The sequence below is a fragment of the Marivivens sp. ABH4_498 genome (genome assembly GCF_056160585.1).
The window spans coordinates 1-22,644 of sequence record NZ_JBSWXL010000007.1 but is presented as its reverse complement, the minus strand read 5'-3'; the positions used below and the strand labels follow the sequence as shown (position 1 = coordinate 22,644).

Annotated in this window: 20 protein-coding genes, 1 pseudogene and 1 riboswitch; of the genes and pseudogenes, 5 read left to right on the top strand and 16 right to left on the bottom strand. The window is 53.9% G+C overall.

Going from position 1 to position 22,644, the window contains the following annotated elements; all coding sequences use genetic code 11:
* Positions 1-17 precede the first annotated feature (17 nt).
* Together ACXAGA_RS13515 and ACXAGA_RS13510 are read right to left on the bottom strand one after the other, a co-directional pair.
* Positions 18-701, bottom strand: a complete 684-nt coding sequence (locus tag ACXAGA_RS13515) for a sugar transferase (RefSeq protein WP_475118004.1) — start codon at positions 699-701, stop codon at positions 18-20.
* Between the two features lie 346 nt (positions 702-1,047).
* Positions 1,048-3,156, bottom strand: a complete 2,109-nt coding sequence (locus ACXAGA_RS13510; protein WP_475118003.1) for an ATP-binding protein — start codon at positions 3,154-3,156, stop codon at positions 1,048-1,050.
* 274 nt (positions 3,157-3,430) lie between these two features.
* Between ACXAGA_RS13510 and ACXAGA_RS13505 the strand changes: the two genes are divergently transcribed.
* On the top strand, positions 3,431-5,587 hold the full coding sequence (locus tag ACXAGA_RS13505) for a sensor histidine kinase (protein WP_475118002.1): 2,157 nt from the start codon (positions 3,431-3,433) through the stop codon (positions 5,585-5,587).
* A gap of 27 nt (positions 5,588-5,614) precedes the next feature.
* Positions 5,615-5,983, top strand: a complete 369-nt coding sequence (locus ACXAGA_RS13500) for a response regulator (protein WP_475118001.1) — start codon at positions 5,615-5,617, stop codon at positions 5,981-5,983.
* Between the two features lie 10 nt (positions 5,984-5,993).
* Here the strand turns inward: ACXAGA_RS13500 and ACXAGA_RS13495 are convergent, their stop codons facing one another.
* Positions 5,994-6,374, bottom strand: coding sequence for a response regulator (locus tag ACXAGA_RS13495; RefSeq protein ID WP_475118000.1), 381 nt, complete (start codon positions 6,372-6,374; stop codon positions 5,994-5,996).
* 171 nt (positions 6,375-6,545) lie between these two features.
* Between ACXAGA_RS13495 and ACXAGA_RS13490 the strand changes: the two genes are divergently transcribed.
* On the top strand, positions 6,546-9,128 hold the full coding sequence (locus tag ACXAGA_RS13490; protein ID WP_475117999.1) for a CheR family methyltransferase: 2,583 nt from the start codon (positions 6,546-6,548) through the stop codon (positions 9,126-9,128).
* Positions 9,129-9,201: 73 nt separating this feature from the next.
* On the opposite strand, the gene ACXAGA_RS13485 is transcribed toward ACXAGA_RS13490, so the two are convergent.
* From ACXAGA_RS13485 to ACXAGA_RS13460, 6 genes are all read right to left on the bottom strand, one after another.
* Positions 9,202-9,360, bottom strand: coding sequence for a peptidase M23 (locus ACXAGA_RS13485; RefSeq protein ID WP_475117998.1), 159 nt, complete (start codon positions 9,358-9,360; stop codon positions 9,202-9,204).
* On the bottom strand, positions 9,357-9,815 hold the full coding sequence (locus ACXAGA_RS13480) for a hypothetical protein (RefSeq protein ID WP_475117997.1): 459 nt from the start codon (positions 9,813-9,815) through the stop codon (positions 9,357-9,359). The genes ACXAGA_RS13485 and ACXAGA_RS13480 overlap by 4 nt, the downstream gene beginning before the upstream one ends.
* Positions 9,805-11,058, bottom strand: coding sequence for an agmatinase family protein (locus tag ACXAGA_RS13475; protein WP_475117996.1), 1,254 nt, complete (start codon positions 11,056-11,058; stop codon positions 9,805-9,807). Before ACXAGA_RS13475 ends, ACXAGA_RS13480 begins: the two co-directional genes overlap by 11 nt.
* 97 nt (positions 11,059-11,155) lie before the next feature.
* Positions 11,156-11,923 (bottom strand): ABC transporter ATP-binding protein, encoded by a 768-nt coding sequence (locus ACXAGA_RS13470; RefSeq protein WP_475117995.1) that lies wholly within the window; start codon positions 11,921-11,923, stop codon positions 11,156-11,158.
* Positions 11,920-12,687, bottom strand: a complete 768-nt coding sequence (locus ACXAGA_RS13465) for an ABC transporter permease (RefSeq protein WP_475117994.1) — start codon at positions 12,685-12,687, stop codon at positions 11,920-11,922. The genes ACXAGA_RS13470 and ACXAGA_RS13465 overlap by 4 nt, the downstream gene beginning before the upstream one ends.
* Positions 12,688-12,771: 84 nt before the next feature.
* Entirely contained in the window at positions 12,772-13,839 is a 1,068-nt protein-coding gene (locus ACXAGA_RS13460) for a putative urea ABC transporter substrate-binding protein (RefSeq protein WP_475117993.1), read from the bottom strand.
* A gap of 96 nt (positions 13,840-13,935) precedes the next feature.
* Positions 13,936-14,043, bottom strand: a riboswitch (guanidine-I (ykkC/yxkD leader).
* A gap of 389 nt (positions 14,044-14,432) precedes the next feature.
* Between ACXAGA_RS13460 and ACXAGA_RS13455 the strand changes: the two genes are divergently transcribed.
* Positions 14,433-15,629, top strand: coding sequence for a tyrosine-type recombinase/integrase (locus tag ACXAGA_RS13455; RefSeq protein WP_475117992.1), 1,197 nt, complete (start codon positions 14,433-14,435; stop codon positions 15,627-15,629).
* Between the two features lie 270 nt (positions 15,630-15,899).
* Positions 15,900-17,082 (top strand): annotated as a pseudogene (locus ACXAGA_RS13450) (IS3 family transposase).
* Positions 17,083-17,216: 134 nt separating this feature from the next.
* Here ACXAGA_RS13450 and ACXAGA_RS13445 read toward each other — a convergent pair.
* The 7 genes from ACXAGA_RS13445 to ACXAGA_RS13415 all read right to left on the bottom strand — a co-directional run.
* Entirely contained in the window at positions 17,217-17,999 is a 783-nt protein-coding gene (locus tag ACXAGA_RS13445) for a TIM barrel protein (protein ID WP_475117991.1), read from the bottom strand.
* Between the two features lie 132 nt (positions 18,000-18,131).
* Positions 18,132-18,239: a hypothetical protein gene (locus ACXAGA_RS13440; protein WP_475117990.1), complete on the bottom strand. Its 108-nt coding sequence runs from the start codon at positions 18,237-18,239 to the stop codon at positions 18,132-18,134.
* 67 nt (positions 18,240-18,306) lie between these two features.
* On the bottom strand, positions 18,307-19,101 hold the full coding sequence (gene iolB, locus ACXAGA_RS13435; RefSeq protein WP_475117989.1) for a 5-deoxy-glucuronate isomerase: 795 nt from the start codon (positions 19,099-19,101) through the stop codon (positions 18,307-18,309).
* A gap of 3 nt (positions 19,102-19,104) precedes the next feature.
* Complete coding sequence (locus tag ACXAGA_RS13430; RefSeq protein ID WP_475117988.1) at positions 19,105-19,296, bottom strand: DUF3329 domain-containing protein; 192 nt, start codon at positions 19,294-19,296, stop codon at positions 19,105-19,107.
* An 11-nt stretch (positions 19,297-19,307) separates the two neighbouring features.
* Complete coding sequence (iolE, locus tag ACXAGA_RS13425; protein ID WP_475117987.1) at positions 19,308-20,219, bottom strand: myo-inosose-2 dehydratase; 912 nt, start codon at positions 20,217-20,219, stop codon at positions 19,308-19,310.
* An 11-nt stretch (positions 20,220-20,230) separates the two neighbouring features.
* The gene (gene iolD, locus ACXAGA_RS13420; RefSeq protein ID WP_475117986.1) at positions 20,231-22,087 is read right to left on the bottom strand and encodes a 3D-(3,5/4)-trihydroxycyclohexane-1,2-dione acylhydrolase (decyclizing); all 1,857 of its coding nucleotides are present in this window, start codon (positions 22,085-22,087) and stop codon (positions 20,231-20,233) included.
* Between the two features lie 12 nt (positions 22,088-22,099).
* The coding region (locus tag ACXAGA_RS13415) for a 2-deoxy-5-keto-D-gluconate 6-phosphate aldolase domain-containing protein (protein WP_475117985.1) at positions 22,100-22,644 on the bottom strand (545 nt) is incomplete at its 5' end.

Genomic DNA, 22,644 nt, shown 5'->3' with positions numbered 1-22,644 from the left:
TAATCTTGTTTCAAATTTTAATGGCCAGTGCGCTTTAGCACCACCGAAACGGTTTTGATCAGATAGCCAATGTCCGATTTCAGCGACAATTCACGACCGTATTTTTCGTCGAAGGCAACGCGACCCTTAAAGGTTGTTACGCCGCGACCATCCACCTGCCATGGACCGGTGATACCCGGACGAACGCTGTAGTAGGCGCTGCCACCCGCTTCGTCGTATAGATCTTGCTGGGATGGCATAAACGGACGCGGGCCAACAAACGACATGTCACCGCGCACAACATTGAAAAACTGTGGCAATTCATCCAGGCTGGTCGCGCGTAGAAAAGCGCCAACTTTGGTGATGCGTGGATCGACAGCCAATTTCTGATTGACGTGCCATTCGTGCGCAACCTTTGGATCTTTTGCGCACAAATCCTCTAGTACTTTTTCGGCATCCACGACCATGGTGCGCAGTTTCAGGCATTTAAACACCTTGCCGTTCATGCCGACACGATCCTGCACAAACATGCCTTCGCCGCCATCGCGACGGACCAGCAACCACAAGATCGCAATCACCGGAACGATGATAGGTGCCGCAACGATGACCAACGCCAGATCAACCAGACGTTTACCGATACGGGAATAAACAGAGTTGTGTTCGATTGGTTTGGCAATCGCGACCGAAGCCACTGAAGCCGAAGAAATATTAATGTGTTTCATTTGCGCCCCCCCAAGGAACAGCAAGCGGTATTTCGTTAACAAAAAATGAACGTGCCGGAAAAATTGGGTGGCACTATAAACAGTCTAAAGGCGAAAAACCTCGCCCCTCTTTCACATCACATTTGCGCTACACGGTTCAAGAGAATTTGAACAACTTATGCAACTAGGCGACACCTACATCAGCTTAGGGGGGAATTTGAATAAATTTTGCTCATTTTTCGATCATTTTGCGAAAAACTTGCAGGTTTCCCACGAATATAGATCACGCTTAACTAGAACAACAAAGGTATCCCACGTTCCGAAACACCGCTTGAACCGACTTACCTTTGCGTCAATGGGCAGCCTTTCACATCTGATGAGGTTCGAACTGTTCTTCGATCATTGTTTGCAGTTCATGGGCAGAGTCGGCTTTGTTGATGATTGGCACATCCAGCGCGCGAATGGACGGCAGCATTTCAGGATCCGCTTTGGTGAAAACAACCACGGGGCAATCCAGGTTTGATTTCGCCCATAAAACCACATCGTAGCCAGTCTTTTCTTCGGCCAGATCGAAATCGGTGATCAGAAAATCCACCCGCATATTTGGCAGTTCGGCCAAGGCCGCCGACGCTTTTTTGAAATGGACGAAATTGATGCCGAGCCGCTGGCAGCCACGTCTGAACGGCGCCGCGATGTAATCATGGTCTTCGATCAGAACCAAGGTTTCCGGACGCGTGGGCGCGACGTTGGCATTGCTGGGCAGAATATCGTCTGCCGCTGGCAGGTTGACCGATACGCAAGCACCGCCGTTTTCGGTATTTCGCAGATCGTATTGCCCTGCCATCTCTGCGGCCAACGCTTTGACAACCTGTAGACCAACGCCAAAGGCCCCGGGTTTCGTTGAGGTCCCCACCGTTTTTCCGCGCAACATCTCTGGCGGGAATCCGTCGCCGTTGTCTGACACTTCGATATTCCAGGACGGAGCCCCAAAAATCGTCGCGGATGGTGTCACGCGAATGCGCACTTCGCCATCGACTTTGTTTAACCGCACGAATTCCTGTTGGGCATTTACGACCAAATTGATCAGCGCCGCCAACAGTGAATTATAGTTACCTGAAATACGGGCATCTGGATTTTCATTGGACACGATAATCTGGCCGTGTGCGCCTAAAATTTGGGTGCCCATCTTTTCCAATTCACGCAACAACGTCGCCACGCCAAAGGTTTCCCTTTCGCCGTAGCCGCCTGATTTCGAAAAATTCAACAGACGAACGGCCAAAGCAGACCCCATTTCCAACGCTTCTCGGGCGTTTTCGATCAGTTTTTTCGTTTCGTCATCATTCACGCGGCGGTCGATCGCCTTTAGTGAAATATTTAGAATACCAATCACATTGCGAAAATCATGCACGATACCGCGGGCAAGGTGGCCGATGGTATAAACCATGCGAGTGCGTTTACTGGCCTGTTCTGCCGAAACAATGCCCGTAATATCCGTAAGCTGAATGATGGTCGTTTCAGCCCCGTCCAAACCGCTGACGGGCGCCGAAAACACCCGCAAATGACGATAGCTGCCATCAGGAAAATTATACGCAGCCACCTGATCTTTGACCGCCCCGCCCGAAAAAGCGACCCATAACGCATCTCCGACTTCAACTTCGGGTAAGTGCTGCACCATGGACTGATGTGATGACAATTCATCGTCTATCAGAAAACTGAAATTCGCCTTTGCCCTTTCGTTTGCCAAAACGACCCGCCCGTCGGCATCGATCTGAAAAATGGCCGATCCGGTTCGTTCTATCAACAAACCCGCAATCGCATTCATGCGGGCCGTATAGCGAAAGAAATTCTTGCGAAGAAGAAGCTGAAGATATTGCGCAGCCGTTAACAAAATCATCAAAACGGCCAGCACGGTAAATATCAGGTATAATTTGTTCGACCGCTCCACCAGCACTGCATAGGCTATTTGCGTGCGACGTCGGCGCTCTTCCAATAGCAATAACATCGACGCGACGGCGTCATCGTCGGACACGCGCACCATGGGGTCCACAACCAAAGGGTCTGTATAGTCGAACTCCGACAGAAACGCAGCGTGCGCCGCATATTCGTCAATTGTATTTTCCAGATCGATCAATGACGATTGAAGGTCGGGGAAATCAGCGGCCAAACGATCAATCGCTACGTCGATTTCATCTAGATTTAGTTGAAGGTCAGATAGGTAACGGTCTTTTTCCGCAGGGCGCAGCACCGCGTTTTTGAAATTGTGAATAAAACCACCATAGCCCAACTGGTTCTGCAACGTGATGACCGTATCGTCGATCCGCGTAATTTCGGTCGCAAACACAGCACGCTGTTTATCGTTTTCAAAGATCGCAAAGACCACGAACAACCCTACGAATAACGACAGTCCAATTCCCAGCAGATATAACCACCAGTCACGGATCACCCGTTTCGCTTTGTTCGTCTTTACACTTTGCATTTTTCGCCCTTTGCGCACGAACGCGTCCACTGCGACTGCGCCGCAAGACAGCACCAAAACCCATGAAATTTATACTTTCGTATAAATAGCTATTCCAAAGATGCGCCAATCCGCAACAACAGATAATTGAAGATAGTCCTATTATGATCAATCATCGATAGAGGAGGCTTACCCTGTCCGTTTGGCGCGTTTTGTCGATTTTGCGTCAGCTGGATTGCTCTTTGAGATGTATCTAGTTCGCCAGTGATCGTTTGGCTGCCCATCGAGGACCGACATGAATCTTGATTTAGGCAATTCATACGCAAGGCACCGATATTCTGATCAGGATATCGAAAGCATTCTGTTGGACCACGAAACACCTGCCGCGATCCTTGTGGATCAGCACATGCGCATTATCGACATGCACGGCAACCTTTTCCGCTTATGGCACAAACCAACGCCCAAACTGCCTTGCACAATTGACGCCCTGATCGACGAACGTTTTGCGATCTTTGTTCATCAGATGATCAAAGGCGCACTTAGCGGAGAGATCGCGACAAAACAGTTCGAAGACATTTTCGTCAAAGCGAAAAGAGTTGGAAAATCGGCGGATAACCTTGTTCTGATTACGTTCCGGCAGCTCGCGCAATGGTACGCCGATACGATACCGCAAAAAACCGCAGAAAAACCAAAGACCGACCACCTGTATTATCTGCAGGTCGATATCGATGCTGACAATTTCGTCAAATCGATCCACGGCACTAACTCACTACAACAAACGTTCGCAAACCTGCTACGGGGCTATCGTTTGACCGATACCAAAGCCGAATACCTAGGCCCGAACGTTCCGGATGACATCGCTAAAGTTAGGCTCGGGTCAGGCCCAATCGTTCGGCGTATCGGTTTGAAAGGCACAAAATACATCCGCCAGATCGAAAAAAAGAACGCTAGCATATCCATTTTTTTAACCATGGACACAACTGCAGCGGCGAACGAACTTGAACGGCAACAATTTTTGATGGCGCACGCCGAATTGGCCAAAAGTTACGCAATGATCGGTCTGGGCGACAACCCAACCGCAGCCCTACAAAGCGTGTGCGAATACCTTCACACTATGTTCGCCGATGCCCGCGTCGGAATAGTTTTGTTTGACGATAAAAAAGATGTCGGCGTCTTGGCCGCAGGCACAAATTGGGCGGACGGCGTCGTTGGACAAAGCCGCGCTCTGGGCATTTCGCGCACCGAACTGATCGCTGCACAAAATTCGTTTACAGTGATCCAAGCGGACCAATCGGCCGAACGGTTAATCGAACCATCGAATTTCTGGCTGTCGCCTGCCGATGAACACTGCTTTGTTTGCAGGATCGGCCACACAAACACGGCGCGCGGCGCGATCGTGATCTATTCACGCACCCTAGAGACGATCCAACCCACCCAAGCCAGCGCCATCGAAGGCATGGCAGCAATCGCCAGTACCGCGCTGCGCACAGCGCAGGTTCAGGCAGAGCTGGCAGATAACGAACGTCATTATCGCGACCTTGTCGGTGGTTTGCCTGTTCTGGTCGGCATTACGGACGAAAATTTCACCCTACTTCAGGTCAACGATTCATTTGACGAATTGGGCGTAGGCCCGATGGACGTCGGGCAGATCAACGTATCTGATATCTTTGGGCTGGAAACCACCGCCCTGCTGCGTCGTGATTTGTTCTATAACAACTCTACAACCACATCCTGCGAAGCCTTGGTTCCCATATTGGGAATCGATGAAAAATATTATCTTATTCAGGCCACCCGCCGTCAGGACGGCCAGCCTGGATACTACATCGTTGCGCTGAACATCGACGAACGCAAAAAGACCGAAGTCCTAAACAAAACCATTTCCGAAGAACTGGATCACCGCGTCAAGAACATCATCGCGCTGATCAACTCTATTGCGTTTATGACCAGCCAGCATTCGGAAAACATAGATGATTTTCTGGATACGTTCGAAGACAGGTTAAGCATGCTGGGCCGCACCCATTCCATTTTGGCCGGCACAAAATGGAGCGGCGCAACGCTGAACGACATTGTCACCGCAGAAATTGCGCCCTTTGCGTCGGTCCATTCGGATCGGGTCAACATCGACCAAAGCGTGTTCGATCTAGGGGTCAAAGGCGTGCAGATTATCGCGCTCATCATCCACGAATTGACCACCAATGCGATCAAATACGGAGCGCTAAGTGCAAAGAACGGTGTTCTGGATATCAATTGGTCGAAAACAGACAAAGACCTGATTTTCAACTGGATTGAATCCGGCGTCGACAAGGTCGAACCGACCGAACACACGGGCGCAGGAACCCAAGTCATCAAATCGACCATCGAACGACAGCTAGGCGGTCAGATCGAACGCAGCTTTGCGTCTGATGGCATCATTTATCGTTTCACAATCCCATTGGAAAAAATCAGCGGGTAACCCTCGCGCCGATCCCAAAGGAATATCATGATGAACAGTGTACTGATCCTAGAAGACGAAGCTTTGATCGCTGACCTGCTGGAAGCGACGCTAACACGTGCAGGATATCACGTCATAGGCACCGCTGCGACCCAAGCCCAAGCGCAGGCTCTTTTACGAAAAGAAAAACCAACCTTCGCGCTGCTGGACATTAATCTGGGCGGGTCGGAACGATCGTATGATTTTGCGCGTGAAATCAAAACCTACGGCATCCCGTTTGTGTTTTTCACGGGCTATGAAACAACGACTTTGCCAGGCGATCTGGCAGGATCGCACATGTTACCGAAAACAACGCCGCGTCGTCAGATCGCAAAGGTGATTGAAACCATTTTAGAGACCGAAAAAGGGTTCGCCTAATCTGCAGATATCACACCGCAGACGTATTTGACGCGATCAACTTTTCCAGCATGAAATGCAAATCGGTTGGATCCATATCCTTGCTGATTTTTGCATCCGCCGATTTCATGCCCACTTCCATGATCGGAGACGCCAGCATTTCAACGCGGCCCGTGCAGACCACGATTTTGGTGTTGGGCGACGCCAATTTGGTGCGGTGCATTAATTCAACGCCTCCGCCCCTTGGCATAATCAGATCAATGATGGCCACATCATAAAATTGCTGCGACAGATGTGCGATGAGTTCATCACCTTGTTCACAGCATTGCACGTCATAACCCATATCTGAAATGACCACCGATATGGCTTGTAGGAACATCGGATTATCGTCACAAACAATAATTTTGGCCATTTAAGTAACCTTTATGAACCAATCAGCGCCGAATTTGTCGCCAAACAAAACGAAATCATACCAATCCCTAACGGTAAACACATGACAGGTCTAGGCATCAAGCCATAGATCATTTGCCGAAAACCCGTTAACTTGATCTAAATGTGGGATTGAATGGGACATTGAGTACACATGGTTACAGTTGTGGCAATAGGAACATCGGCGGGCGGCCTAAAGCCTCTGGAAAATTTCTTTCACGGGACCAAACCCGACACAAAAACCTGCTACGTAATCATCCAGCATTTGTCGCCTGGCTACAATTCTTTGATGGTCGAACTGCTGGAGCGGCAGTCATCGTTGAAAATCAAAAAAATCCAAGATGGTGATCAGATCGAAGCAGGGACGATCTATCTGAATTCCCCGTCGACGCATATTGAACTGGTTGACGATAAATTCAAACTGGTCCCGTACAAACAAAACGATGACATCCCCAGACTGCCGATTGACCATTTTTTTCGGTCCCTTGCCTATAGCCCGAACCGACCCGCTGTTGGCGTTATTCTATCCGGCACCGGATCCGATGGATCCAAAGGCGCGGCCGTGCTGCAAAAAACGGGCGGCCTGATTTTCACGCAATCCCCCAAAGAAGCCGAATTCGACGCGATGCCGCAGGCCACGTTGAAAGAATGCCCAACAGCCACAACCGGACTGGCGCGGGAACTGCCTGCTTTGATCAGCCTTGGGGTAGATCAACAAAGCAATCAGGACCTGTTACAGGTCGCAAACCAAAACCCGATCAAAGAAATCTTCCGACTGATCGAAAATGAATACGGGATCGATTTCACCAACTACAAAGATCGCACAATCCTGCGGCGCATCCAACGTCGCCGCCAGTTAACGGGCGCAACGGATGACTTGGCGCTATTACGCCAATTGAAACAAGACCCGATTGCCCTACAGGATCTTTACAGCGACCTACTGATCGGCGTGACCGAATTTTTCCGCGATCCCGAATGCTTTAACCTGATGAAGGAAATCGTTTATCCGTCGCTGGTTAAAAAAATCAAATCAGGCGACGAAGTTCGGATTTGGGTGCCGGCATGCGCCACCGGCGAAGAAGCGTATTCGATCGCGATTGATCTGGCCGAAGCGCTGCATGAAAATCGCGCGCCTTTGAATTTCCGCATCATTGCGACGGATATTTTTCAGCCAGCGGTCGATATCGCCTCTTCGGGTGTTTATTCGCATGAACAGTTGAAAAATTTACCCCAAAATATCCGCGACCGATATTTTGACGATGCAGCGGCTGGATTTACGATCAAAAATTCTATTCGGCAAAAGATCATTTTTTCCCGACATAACGCCATTAGCAACGCGCCATTTATGCGGATTGATTTGATTTCTTGCCGCAACATGATGATTTACCTTGGCGCAATCGCCCAAGAACAATTGCTATCACGGTTTTCATTCGGGTTGGAAAAGGATGGTTTTTTGCTGCTGGGCCCATCCGAAAATTTAGGCGCCTTTGGCGCTGAATTTGACGAACTAAGCAGCAAGTGGCGCATCTTTAGAAAAAATAGCGATACGCGCCGTTTAGCCAGCAGCATTTTCACGACACCGACACAGACCTTCAAAGCGATGCAAACAAACGAACGCAACAGAAGCCAAAAAATTCAATCGCGTCCGTTGCCTGCGCGCCCTGCCCCGCTGGATACCGATTACCGAATGGACGCATCATCGCGTGAATATGCCCGCAACAAATTGATCGCTGGCTATGACGCCCTGTTGAAACGCTATGCGCCGTCGTCGATCCTTGTGGATACGGATGGTGATGTGCTGACGTGGTTCGGGTCAGCGGGGTTGTATATCGACACCAAAAGCAATCTGGCAAATTGGCGGGTGTCGGAAATTGTTCACCCCGACCTGCAGTATTTCATCAACATCGCGCTGGAAAAAATTCGCAAAGACGAATTGGAACCGTATCACCGCCGGATCCACCTAACCAACGAAGCAGGCGAAAAGACCGAATTCAATCTAACGATCGAAGCCTTGGGTAACACAACGCATACAGCCCGTCCGGTTCTGGCAACATTCAGCAGATCGGCAGAAGACGAAACCGTAGACGACGTGGCCCAACCGATCGAACATCTATCGACTGCGGTTGCAGACCGTGATGTTTTGAATGCGCGCATCAACGAACTGACCCGCGACCTGCGCCTGACCGAAGAAAGCCTTCAGTTCGTTACCGAACGTCTGGAAACCAACGCCGAAGAATTGCAAGCGTCCAACGAAGAACTGCAAGCGTCGAACGAAGAGCTGCAGGCATCCAACGAAGAACTACAAGCCTCCAATGAAGAATTGCAGGCCGTCAACGAAGAGCTGATGTCCGTATCCGCCGAACATGAACGCAAAATCGAACTGATCATTGAAACGGCCCACGACACCGAAATCCTATTGGAAATCATAGGCGCCGCCTGTCTGTTCACGGACGAAAATCACAACATCATTCGGTTCAGCGATCGTCTGGGCAATTTGTTGGGATTCGAAAAACAGGACGTCCATCGCCCGATTTCAAATGTCGGCCAAAAACTGGATTTCATTACCCTAGAGGAAATGGCCACCAATGCCCGCAAGGCCGATGCCGACATAACAGCCAAAGGTCAGTTCAAAGGCAAGGATCTGGAAATCCGCTGTCGCTATATCCACAAATCCGCGCAGTCGGCCTCTAATCGTTTCAGCTATATTTTTTCTGGCGCCGCGATCGAGGCTCTTTGACCTACGGTAGCGCCCGCAGCTGACCCCGAAACGTAGAAAACGATGGGCCGTCTTCATCGACGGCCCATCGCGATTATTTTCTTAAAACCGCAAAGGCGAAAATAGCCAATGCTGCAGCCATAAGCCCAATGAACGGCACATCGATACCATGAGGATGCAGATGACCGCCGCCGTGGGCGACTGCGGTTGTTGCTGTCAGGCTGGCAGCAAACGTTGTGCAAAGCAGCTTCATTTTTCGATTTCCCTTTTGCGTTGAAGCAGAAAGTCGCGGATATCCAGCGTCGATTTTTCATCCAGCGACACATAGATCAGCGACATATTGGTGCGTTCCTGAACCATTTCGCCCGGAAACGGCAGATAGGATAATTCCCGCGATCCGAAAGACGGAGACGCCGTGCCGACCTGCCAATCGGTTTTCAGCTCTACATCGATAAGTTTCAGCGCCTTTGCGCCACCTTTTGACGGCCTTTCAAACGGGACGCCCGCCAGTTTTAGATAGCTGGTTTTGTCAGCGGCTTTCATAAACCCATCGATGAACTGCGTCGCCAAAACCTGCAGGTCTGCGGCTTCATCTTCGTGGTGCATATGGCTGTGCAGGTGATCACTGTGGGCATGGTTGTGGCCATGCCCATGATGCACGTGTTCATGATGATGGTGATGCCCATCGGGGCCGTGATCATGTGGCATTGGACCACCGCTTTCCTTCAAATTCGCCATGCGGGATCGTCACGGGTTTATCGATAAACATTTTATGCGCGCCCAGTTTCCCGTTTGACACCAACGCGCCCAGAACGTCGACAATAACGCGGGTGCCCATTAGCGCTGTGATGTCCGACGTGTCATAGGGCGGCGACACTTCGACCAGCTCCATCCCGCAAATGCCTTCGGCAGCGATGCCAGAGGCCAGCGCCAGTGCCTCGCGCGGTAGGAAGCCGCCCGGTTCGGGCCAGCCTGTGCCGGGCACAAAACCGCAGTCGATGCTATCGATGTCAAAGGACATATAGACCATATCAACGCCGTCCCACGCCATTTCCAGCGCCATTTCGATGGTTTTGTCGACGCCCATCTTTTCCATGTCGCCCATGGTGATGATGTTGGTTTCGCGTTCGCGGGCGACCTTTACCGCTTCGCGCGGGACTTGCCAGCCGCCGATCCCGATCTGAACCAGGTTCTTGGCAGGCACGTTAGGCAGGTTTGTCGAATGGAACCACGGAGTGGTGTGCATCCGTTCATCCAGATCCTTTTCCTGAATGTCGGCGTGACGGTCAAAATGGACGATCCCGATCTTTTTCGACGTACATTCGGCAATGCCGCGCACGCATGGGAACCCAATCGAATGGTCGCCGCCGATCATGATAGGCAACGAACCGGAACTGAACACATGGCTGACCGCACGGCTAATCTGATCAAACGATTTTTCGATATTCGCAGGAATGGTGAACACATCACCCGCGTCGCACAATGTCATCTGTTCGCGCAAATCGACGCCGATTTCATAGTTATACGGCGTATACAGCGCACTGATTTTGCGCACGCCTTGGGGGCCAAAACGCGTGCCGGGGCGGTAAGTCGTGCCGCCGTCAAACGGGATGCCCAGAACGGTCGCGTCATAATCGGCAACCTCTAGAACGTCTTCGGCATAGGGCGCTTTGAGGAACGTGTTGATCCCTGCGAAATGCGGCAGTTCCCCGCGCGCGAAGGTCGGGATGGATTTATCCTCGATTGTGTCAGCGCCTGTCAGCCCCATGCGCAGCGCCCATCGGCGTTCTTCGTCCCAGCGGCCTTCGGGCAGGTCGGCCTCTTTCTGCATTGCTTTCCAGCCCGCCAATTTGGTCAAGTCTGGGTGGTGCGCGCGCTTTTCGCGGGCCTCTAGTGTTTCGCGCTGATCGCGTGGATGGTGCGAACGCGTCTTTCTCGGATCCGAAAACATCACAGTCTCCTAAATCAATTGCCCGTAGTAATGGGCGGCTTCTGGGCTTTGGTGACAGACCGCAAACGGAGCCCAGGGGCGCATGCGGCGGAAACTCTCAATCCGCAGCCAAACTGGGATAGCGGTCGAGGATGTGTTGAAACGGCACGCCTTTGTCGCGTGCATCGAAATCATAGGTAATCGTCGCGCCATAGGCGCCCGGATCATGGGGATCCCAGCGCGGTTTGTCGAAAACCAAAACGCGGTCGCCCAGTTTGAACGCCTCTTCCAGATCATGACTGACCATAAAGGTGGTCATGTTGGTTTCGGCCCGAAGTTCCATCAGGAACGCGTGCATCTGCATCCGCGTTCCGGGATCCAGCGCACCAAAAGGTTCATCCAGCAGCAGAACACGCGGTTTGGCGGTCATGGCCTGCCCAATGGCAAGCCGCTGTTGCATCCCCCCAGATAGGCTTGCCGGAAATTGGTTGGCGACGTGGTTCAGCCCGATACGGTGTAGCATCGCATCAGCGCGTTCATATGCGGCCTTGCGCGCCGCGCCGCGCAGTTTGCCAAAGGTCGTGGCAAAACTTTCCCCCGCAACGATATTGTCGCGCACGCTTAGGTGAGGAAAAACCGAGTAGCGTTGAAACACGACGCCGCGTTCGGGGTTCGGTTCGACCGCAGGGGCGCCACCATCGATACGGATTGCCCCGCGGGTTGGCGTTTCTTCGGCCAACAGCATACGCAGAAACGTGGATTTACCGCAGCCAGACGCGCCAACGATCGAAACAAATTCGCCCTCATCCACGGTTAGATTGACGCGCTCTAGGATCGAACGATCGCCATAGGATTGCCAGACATCGGTGACTGAAACGAAACTCATAGGCCTGCCTCCATCCATGGGAAAGCGCGGCGCGACAGGGATTTGAGCAGCCAATCGATCACAAATGCCAGCACGGTGATCCAGATGACATAGGTCAGGATTACGTCCATCGCCAAATAGCGGCGGACAAGGAAAATACGGTACCCCAGCCCAACGTCCGAGGCGACAGCTTCGGCTGCGATCAGGAATAGCCACGCAGAGCCCAGCGAAAGGCGGATATTGGAAATCAGCCGCGGCAACACCTGCGGCAAGGCCACACGCAACGCAATAACAAGGCTAGACGCGCCCAACGTTTGTGCTTTGACGATCTGTTCATGGGGGATGTCTAACACCCGTTGGGCCAGATCGCGGGTCATAAACGGAGTGATGCCGATGACGATCAACACGATTTTGGACGCTTCGCCCAACCCGAACACGATGAACAGGATCGGCAGTAAGGCCAATGGCGGCACCATCGACAAAACGGCCACGAAACCCGACAAACTGCGCCGCGCATAGGGCAACAGCCCGATCACCATCCCGATCAACAACGAAAGGATGGCAGAAATCGCAACGCCGCCCAAAAGCCGCACAAGTGACGCCCATGTGTCGTGCCACAACAAAATTTTGCCCGTGCGGCGATCGCCTTCGGTAAACAGCCGCACAGCGGTATCCCAAATGGTGGAAGGCGCAGGTAACAGTTTGTCCGACGGGTTGGCCGACAGCCGTATGTCAGACCCGATCGCATAGGCGATGACGATCAAAACAAACGGCAGCGCAGCCAACAATATACCTGTGGAGCGAGACGGTTTTCGGTTTATCAGACGCATGGCAAATGTGGCCCAACACAAGGTCGGACCAACCTTTTCTTACAGGTCGCCGTCAGCGGCCATTTGCATGTAGGTCGCGTCAAAACGGAATTTCACGTTGTTTTCGTCGCCTGTGATCGACCCATCGGGATAGGCCACACCCACGAAATCGGGGCTCGGCGCACCCTCGCCCAAAATGCCTTTGTCAAATAGGAACTCGGCCACTGCGGTCATGGTCACCGGCAAATCGGCCGAAGATGCCTGCGCAACGGCATCAGCGGGATCATAAAACATTTCGGTCGCAGCCAGCTGGGCTTTGTACCCGTCTAGGTCCGTACCCGACGCTTCGGCCATTGCGGTCAAAACGGCTTCGTCACCGGCGGCCATCAGCGCCATGACTTCGTACCACGCACCAGCGACGGCTTTGCCAAACGCGGGGTTGTCGGCCAATGTTTGCGTGTTCACCACCATCAGATCCAGGATTTCACCGGGGATGGCCGAACTGTCAAAAACATTGGTCGCATCCGCGTTGGACCCCAGAATTTCGGACACGAGCGGGTTCCACGTCACCACCGCTTCGACGTCATTTGTGGCATAGGCCGCGATCATGTCAGCATCAGAGGTATTGATCACACCATCCAGATCCGCTTCGGACAGGCCAACACTATCGAGCCCCCGCGCCAGCAGGTAATGCGACACAGACAGTTCAACCAGATTGACAGGTTTCCCCGCCAGATCGGCCAATCCGCCTTCGCCTTTCAGGATCACAGCGTCATTGCCGTTCGAGTAGTCGCCGATGATCAATGCGGTCGTGTCCACGCCCCCACCCGACGGGATCGACAGGGTATCCATGTTGGTGGCTGAAACGCCGTCGAATGCACCGGCTGTGTATTGGTTGATCGACTCGACATAGTCATTGATCTGCACGATCTCGACGTCGATCCCGTATTTGTCGGCCCATTTGTCCATGATGCCGCTGTCCTCTAGATACCCCCAAGGCATCCAGCCAACATAGATGGACCACGCCAGTTTGAATTCGGTTTTTTCTTCGGCCACTGCTGGAGACGCAATAGCAGCCAGCACACCCATCGAGAGCGCCGAAGCAGCGAGAAGGTTTGATTTGGTCATGACTTTCCCCGTTCTAGCGTCCGCCTATTCTCAGAAGGTCGGCATCGCCGCGCAGGCGGAACAAAAAGAAAAAGCGCGGACAAAACCAACGCAGTAATCTCCCGGGATTTTGGCCCGCCGTGTGCCCCCTCGGAATTTGCCGAACGGGTGACGCTTCTTGGACCAGACTTCGCATTTGCGAACGGAACCCTAAACGTCCTGCCCCTTCATTGAGCCGTTTGACCGCCCAAAGCCCAAGTGCTGAGACAGATTTTTCGAACCGCGCCCGCCGAATGATCAATTTTCAGACAGTTTTCCGCGCAAAAGGATAACTTTTGGGCGCTCTTGACGATGCTCGCCATAATTAATGCGGCTTCGCCCAACTGCGAACGCAGGCGTTTTATGGCATCAAACGAAATGGGGGGTAGTGGCGGACAGGAAGTCCGCCGTCAATAAATATCATGAAATCTCAAATGACAAAATAAACTGTTATTTTTAAATAATAAATTTACACAACCTGTCTCAACCCGTAACATCCAGACTTATACAAATTCAACACAAATGTGGGGCTGGATGTGGGGCTGAGATCGCCTTTTCGCCCCAGATGGATGACCATGCTGACCGACACAAAGGCACGAAATCTGAAACCTGGCGGCAAAGTGATTCCCATTGGCGGCGTCACAGGTTTGTCGATCAAACCCGGGAGCCAAAAGGGCACCGGCAAGTACACTTTACGATTTGTATCGCCCCTCACTGGCAAAAGGCGCGATATGGGCATGGGCAGCTATCCCGAAATTGGACTAGCTCAAGCACGCAAAAATGCTCTTGAGGCGCGCGAGCTGATTTCAGCGGGCGAAGACCCGATCGAACTGCGTCGGCAAGACGCCGAAAAACAAGCCGCATTAGACGCGATCCCCAGTTTTGCCGATGCCGCCCAGCGCGTTTTTGACGACATCAGTCCCAGCTTCAAAAACGACAAACACAAATCCCAGTGGATCACGACGATCAACACCTACGTTGTGCCAGCTATCGGGCATCTAAAAGTCGATACCTTAACAGCACGCGACTTTGCGAATGCCTTACGCCCGATTTGGTTAGCCAAACCCGAAACGGCTGGCCGCGTAAAACAGCGCTGCGAACGCGTGATGATTTGGTGCGTTGCTCAGGGGTACATCCAAGCCAGTCCAATCGCTGCGGTGACCGCCCTCCTCCCCAAAGCGCCGTCAAAAAGCGATCGCAAGGTTCATCATCCAGCCGTCCCATGGCGAGAATTGTCCATAACGGTCACGCCAATTCTGAACACGAATATCACGATGGGAAAAATGGCATTGAAATTCCTGATTTTGACCGCTGCCCGATCGGGCGAAGTACGAGGAGCCAAATGGGAACACATCGATTTCGAAAAACGCGTCTGGACCGTGCCCGCAGAATTAATGAAGGCAAAACGCATTCACCGCGTGCCACTGAACGATCAAGCTATCGAGGTGCTGGAGCATCTTTGGAAAAACTGCATCAGCGAAGATCTGATCTTTTCCAATCGCCCGCCTAAACCGCTTAGCGATATGACGCTGACCAAGGTGCTTAGGGATAGCCAGATCCCGAGTGATCAATTCGGCCGCACCGCAACCGTACACGGCTTTCGCAGCAGCTTTCGTGATTGGGCGTCAGAAAACGGTTATCCACGCGACTTGGCGGAACGGGCGCTTGCGCACACAATCTCAAACAGCACCGAGGCTGCCTACCACCGTACGGATTTACTGGAGCAACGTCGGCCTATGATGGAAGCGTGGGGAAAATTCGTTACAAATTAACTGCCCGCTGTGGCACTACATGTTTCGCCACCTACAAACTGGAACTTAAAATCAGATTTTTCGACGCAGCCTTAGGCCCTAAAGCTCGCCTCCTTTTTTTTGCAGCAAATGCGTTCAAAGGAGCGGCCTCAAACCGCGACAGGTACAACTTTTACACACCTAGGTTGCACCACTCCCCAAATTCATTGAGACTGATCACTTTCTGGGAGGATGAGGTGCCCCTAGATTTGTAGACGCTTTGCCCCCTATTTTTGAGGCTAGGTGGTCGACATGGGGATAATCAATTACAGTGGCGCGGTGCATCAGATTGCGGTTCGCGGATATCCGGTTCGGGAGGTTTCCCAGCGCTTGGGCGTCAGTACGCATTCTTTGTACAAATCGATGAAGCTGTTCGGGGAACCTGTGTCAAAAGCGAACAGCATCGACCATGAGACTGAGAACCGGCGGCTCAAGCGCGAGTTGGCCGGTGTGACCGAGGAACGCGACATTAAAAATAGGCAACGGTGTTGTACTTTGCCCGAAGGTCCCAATGAAGTAGGCTTTACTCAGGGCGCATCACGAAGAGTTCGGTGTCCGGGCCATGTGCCGGGTACTGCGGGTCCATTTTTCGGGTTTCTTGCATGGTCTAAGAAACCGTTAAGCCACCGTGCCCAGGAAAACATCCGTCAGACCGAACTGATCCGACAAGCCTGGTCCGACAGCGGCAAGGTCTACGGCTTCCGCAAACTCACCGACAATATGTGCGACCGGGGCGAACGCATCGCGATGAACCCGCATCGCGTCCCTGGCCGGGATCACTGCGCTGGTCGACTTCAGGAACCGCCTTGGCCACTACGGCGGGAAGCCAACCATCGTGGCAGAGAACAGGCTGGATCAGAAATTCCAGGTATCTGTGCCTGACCAAGTCTGGGTCACCGACATCACCTATATCACGACCCACGAGGATTGGATGTTCCTATGCGTTTTCATCGACCTGTTCTCGCGCCGTGTCGTGGAATGGTCCGCCCATTCCCGCATGACCTCTGATCTCGCCCTGCAGGCCTTACTATTGGCCGCTTGCCGGCGAAAGCCTGCTGCTCAGGTTATGGTGCTTTCGGATCAGGGATCTCAGTTCACCAGCAGGTAATGACAGACGTTTCTCCGCCAGCACAATCTAGAACCCAGCATGAGCCGACACCGCAAATGCCACGACAACGCGGTGGAAGAGAGCTTCTTCCAACTGCTGAAACGGGAACGGATTAGGCGTCGAACCTACCCGACACGCGATGACGCTAGGAGGGACGTATTCGAGTACATCGAGATGTTCTACAATCCAAAACCTAAGCACACGAATAACGGCATGCCATCGCCCCTTGACTTCGAGACCAGACAGCGGAAACTGAACGAGATAGGTATCTGGGAAACTAGGGGCACCTCAGCCTTCACTCGATCGAAATTGTCACAGCGTCCATGATGACACGGTACAACATCTTCGTCGAATGGCTAGCCGATAGCTGTCGCATAACGAAAAACCGCGCATTCATCTCTGAACGGACAAACGTCCGTTCAGAGATGAATGTTTCCCGGGAAATTTAACGCAGCGGTTTCTTACAAAGTGAAGGCCGACCGGAAGGCCTCTAACGCGACCACTGGATCTGCGGCGGCAAACGCCTCCATTCCAACAGGGCCGCGATAGCCCATCTCGCTCAACGCCCGCGCGACCCCTGCGTAATTAATCTCACCCGTCCCCGGTTCACAGCGACCGGGGTTGTCGGCGACCTGTACTTCTCCGATCCACGGCAAACACGCCTCGCACCAGCGGATCAGATCCCCCTCCCCGATCTGGGTGTGATAAAGGTCCAGATTGATCCTGAGCTGTGGGCGGTTCACTGTGCTCACCAGTTCCAGAACATCCGCTGTAGAACCGAAGGGGCACCCCGGATGGTCGATCGGATTGAGGTTTTCGAGGGTAAAGGTAACACCCATTTCATCGCCCAAATCACAGATACGGTGCAGCGTGTCTCGGGCGCGCATAAACATGCCCGGTGTAAATGATCCATGCTCCGGGATCGGAATGCCGCCGTCTCCAAGACCCGTCCCATGCAGGTTGAGGCGGTCTACGCTCAGCCGTTTACCGACCGCCGCCGTCTCGCGCGCAGAGGCTAGCAGCATTTCCGCACCCTCCGCATCCGTCAAGCGCCCTACGAGATAGCCGTTCATGATGGTGTAGTTCGCACCCACGGCCTCCAGTTTGGCCAAATCATGTTCGGGCCAGTTCCAAAGTCCGACACCAAACCCCATTTCGGTCAGGCGTGCCGCACGCCACTCAATCGGCTTGTCGCCCCAGAGCATCTCGGCACATGCTGCCAGTTGAAAAGGTTGCTCAGTCATAGTGAACCTGCCTCCACCAAATAGTTGTTCGCCGAGCACATCGCGGCGTCTTCAGATGCGATAAAGAGAACCATCTGCACCAAATACTCACGCGTGAGCAGTGTCTGATGGCAATCGCCCTCCAGATGTTCTTCATTGACCGCGGGTGCAACCCAAAGCTCTTTTTTGCCTATCGGTCATAATCCAAAATGGGAACACCGTGTCCACGCGGATGCCATCAGGGCCAAGGTCACGGGCCATGGCATGGAACAACCCGTGCACCGCATATTTGCGCCCGACAGGTTCTGATATATTGCTATAGACCCGCTCACATCAAATGTTCCACCTCGGGCGCGGCAACGAAGCGCCATTTGCGCAGCGGGCCCGCCATGACGTTCAGATAATACATCTCGAACCCGTGGGGCGCACCGCAAGGATGGTGCCCACGCGGCACGCAGACCACATCGCCGTCATGCACGGCCATGGTTTCGTTCAACTGCAGATCGTCTGTGTAGACGCGCTGGATGCCGAACCCATCCGCAGGATTGATACGGTGGTAGTAGGTCTCTTCAAGGTAGGTCACGCGCGGGAAATCGTCTTCGTCATGACGGTGGCTCGGAAAAGAGGACCAGTGGCCTGCGGGGGTGAAGACTTCGGTGACGAGCAAACTGTCACAGTAATCTTCGTTCTCCATGGCGATATTGTTGATATAGCGTGTGTTCACGCCCTCGCCTCGCTGCGTCAGCTCGATCCCTTCAGGCCCGATTTTGCGCGCCTCGTGACCCGACTTGCCGGGGGCTTTACACACCGCGATGGTAGCATCGGTCGTGGTCTCTAGTGACCAATCGTTATCGTTCGGGACATAGAGGCAATGCGGCGGTGTTTTTTCAAAAACGTTCATCCGCTTGCCCAATTCGCCCCAATCCTTGCCTGCGGCTTGGATCTTGGCCTTGCCCTCGATCATAACAAGGATCACCTCGTTCTTGCCCGTGGCCTCGGCCCAGGTCTCGCCCGCGCGCAGCTTGATCAGATCAAAACCGACATAGCGCCAGCCAGCACTCTCGGGCGTGATCTGATGCACCTTGCCGTGGGTGCCGAAGGGACGTTTAAGAAGGTCGGGCATGGGTCACTCCGTTGGGTAATCGGGCTTGAAGGTCAAAAGAAGACGGAAGGCGGCGTATCCGCCAACTGCTAAAAACATCTGTGCAAAAAGCTGCGCGCCGAAAACGATCTCGAACAGTCCCCAGCCCAAACAGAGCGCAACGATCACGATGCGGCGCCACAGGGGGCGATAAAAAGGGTCGTTCGTATTCACCATCTCCGTGTCTTTCAGGCGGGGATCAGACCCGTCTCGCGAGCAATCCGTTTGAGCGTATGCAGGCCAAGAGTCTGATACAACAGCGGGTTACGCAGGTCGGGATCCTGCTCCGCCTCGATTACGATCCAGCCGTCATAGCCGGTGTCGGCGAGCAGCTGTAGCAGCGGCGTAAAATCAACCGCGCCTTCCTGATCACCCGGAACGGTGAAGACAGAACCACGTACACCGTCCATAAAGGACCACCCTTCGCGCTCCACCTGTTCGCGCACGGAGGGGCGCACGTTCTTGGCGTGGAAGTGGCGGACGCGGCCCACGTGTTTACGCAAAACCGACACGGGGTCACCGCCGCCGAAATAGCAATGGCCCGCATCAAACAACAGCTTTGTTGCACCACCTGCCTTTGCAGTTGCCGCCATAAACGCATCGATGTCCTCGGGGCTTTGCACGACGGTGCCCATATGGTGATGATAGACCAGATCAATCCCCTGCTCGGCGCAATAGGCGGCGATCTCCTCCACTCGCTCGGCAAAGTCGGTCATGCCCGCCTCATCCAGAACGGGACGTTCGGAAAGAGGCTTTTGATCGCCTTGGATAGTGTTCGAAGTCTCACAGACAATGCAGACGGTACAGCCATTGTGTTTGAGCTTGTCAAGATGGGGCTGGATCGCGGCTTTCTCGTCCTCAATGGAGTTAACAAGCACATTGAGCGAATGCCACCCCGAGATGAACGCCATGCCGTAGCCCTTCAGCAGGCTGCGCAGGGCTTCGGGATCGTCCTGCGGCCAGCGGTGGCCGTTCTCGATCCCGTCGAAGCCGATCAGATGGCCCGCTTCTTCGAGGATGCGCTCGGTCGGGATATCCGCGCCAAGAGATTGGTCGTCGTCATTGGCCCATGCAATAGGATTTGTGCCGAATTGGATCATAGGTCCGTTCCTTAGTTGATGAGGCTCTGGCCAGCAATTTGCGTCAGGTATTCTTCGAACCGTTTCTGTTGTTTTTCGCGTGTCGATACCTGAGGAACGGCAACGTCCCAGAAGTAACCGTGGGAACCAGCGGTGGTTTCGATGCCGGTGCCGGGGAAATCTTTGGCCACGGTGTCGATGACGATCACGGTCGGGATGTTGCGGGTCCGCGCGGCTTTGATTTCCGCCTCTAGCTGGTCGGTGTTCGCCGCTTTGACCGCATGCGCGCCCATCGATGCTGCGTGCATGACGTAGTCGATCTCTGGCTGCACTTCGATGTTACAATCGACGTACATGTTGTTGAACGGCTCGCCGCCGCAGCCCATGGTCTGCAGACGGTTGATGCAGCCGTAACCACGGTTGTCCGTCAGAACAACGGTGAACGGAATGCGGCGCATGACGGCTGTTGCCAGTTCCGCGTTCGCCATCATGTACGAACCATCACCGACAAAGCAGATCACGTCGCGTTCAGGTGCAGCCAGTTTGATGCCCAATGCGCCTGCGACCTCGTACCCCATGCAGCTATAGCCGTATTCCATGTGGTATCCACCCTGAGACGGTTGCCACAGCAGTTTCAACGCGCCTGGCATGGTGCCCGCAGCGCACATCGCGATCGCGCTGTCATCGGTCGCGCGTTGCACGGCGCCGATCACCTGACCGTCGGTCGGTTTTGCGTCCTGATCATCAGGGCGCGCGCAATATGCGTCGACCGCGCGCAGCCAGTCTTCGCGCTGTGCAGGATCACAGGCATCGGCGCGGTAATCGCCCAGTTCAGCGCCCAGCAACTGAAGCGCGATTTTGGCATCCGCCACCAGCGGTTCAGCGCCGTGTTTGTTTCCGTCATAGCCGTGGATGTTGATCGAGATAAGCTTTGCATCATCACGGAACAGGGTACGCGATCCGGTGGTAAAATCCTGAAAACGGGTGCCGATACCGATCACCACATCCGCCGTTTCCGCAACAGCGTTCGATGCCGCCGATCCGTCCACGCCCGATGCGCCAAACGCCATTGGGTGCGATGTCGGCAACGCCGATTTGCCCGCCTGCGTTTCCGACACAGGGATGTTGTGTTTTTCCGCAAAGGCCGCCAGTTCGGATTCCGCTTGCGAATAGATCACGCCGCCGCCTGCGATAATCACAGGGTTCTTTGCGCCTTTGATCGCATCCGCTACGCGCGCCAGTTCGCCCGCATCAGGGGCCGGACGGCGCACGCGCCAAACGCGCGGTTCAAAGAAGTCGACAGGATAATCATAGGCTTCGGCCTGAACGTCCTGACAGAATGCCAGAGTCGCAGGACCGCAGTTCGCCGGATCCGTCATCGTGCGCAGTGCACGTGGCAGCGCATACATGATCTGTTCAGGACGCGTGATGCGGTCAAAATAGCGGCTGACAGGTTTGAAACAGTCGTTTGCCGAAATGGTGCCGTCGTCAAAATCTTCGACCTGTTGCAGCACAGGTTCGGGGCGGCGGTTCGCGAACACGTCACCGGCAACAATCAGCAGTGGCAGACGGTTCACATGCGCCAGCGCAGCCGCTGTCACAACGTTGGTCGATCCCGGCCCGATCGATGATGTCACCGCCATCGCGCGGGTGCGTTTCATCGTTTTGGCATAGGCAATCGCCGTATGTGCCATGGTCTGTTCGTTCTGACCGCGCCATGTCGGAAAGACGTCCTGATAGGCGTGCAGCGCTTCGCCGATCCCAGCCACGTTACCGTGACCAAAGATCGCCCACATGCCATCAATGTAGCGTTCGCCGGCTTCGGTCATCTGTACCGACAACCATTTCACCATGGCCTGAGCGGCCGTTAAACGAATTGTGTTTGCCATAGTCGTCGTTCCTTACTCGGCAGCGTTCAGACGTGCCGCATCGCGGGCCGCGTCCCAGATGTTGCACAGGCGGGTGAAACGATCAGACATTTGTTCGATCGCTTCTGCGTCGGTCATGTCGCCCTTCATCCATGCCCGCGCCGCATCACCAAAGATCGTCCGGCCAACGGCAAAACCGCGGACCAAAGGATAGCTGGCAGCGACCTCGAACGATGCGCGCAGCTCGTCTTCGGGGGCGTCCAGACCCAAGACCACAATACCGCGAGTGTGCGGATCATTTTCTTCGATCGCGTTGATCGCGTTTTGCCACGCCGCATCGGTTTTGAACGGCTCTAGCTTCCACCAGTCAGGATAGACGCCCGCGTCATAGAACTGACGGATCAGCGTTGCGGTGGTGTCGTCATCCACAGGGCCCACTTTGGATGGGATCACCTCTAGCAGGAATTCCAGATTGTTGTTGCGCGCCGCTGTCCACAGACGTTTCACGCGGGCCTCTTGCAGGGCGCGGGTTTCGGCGTCGTCATCAGGGTGGCAGAACACCAGCAGTTTGACCACGT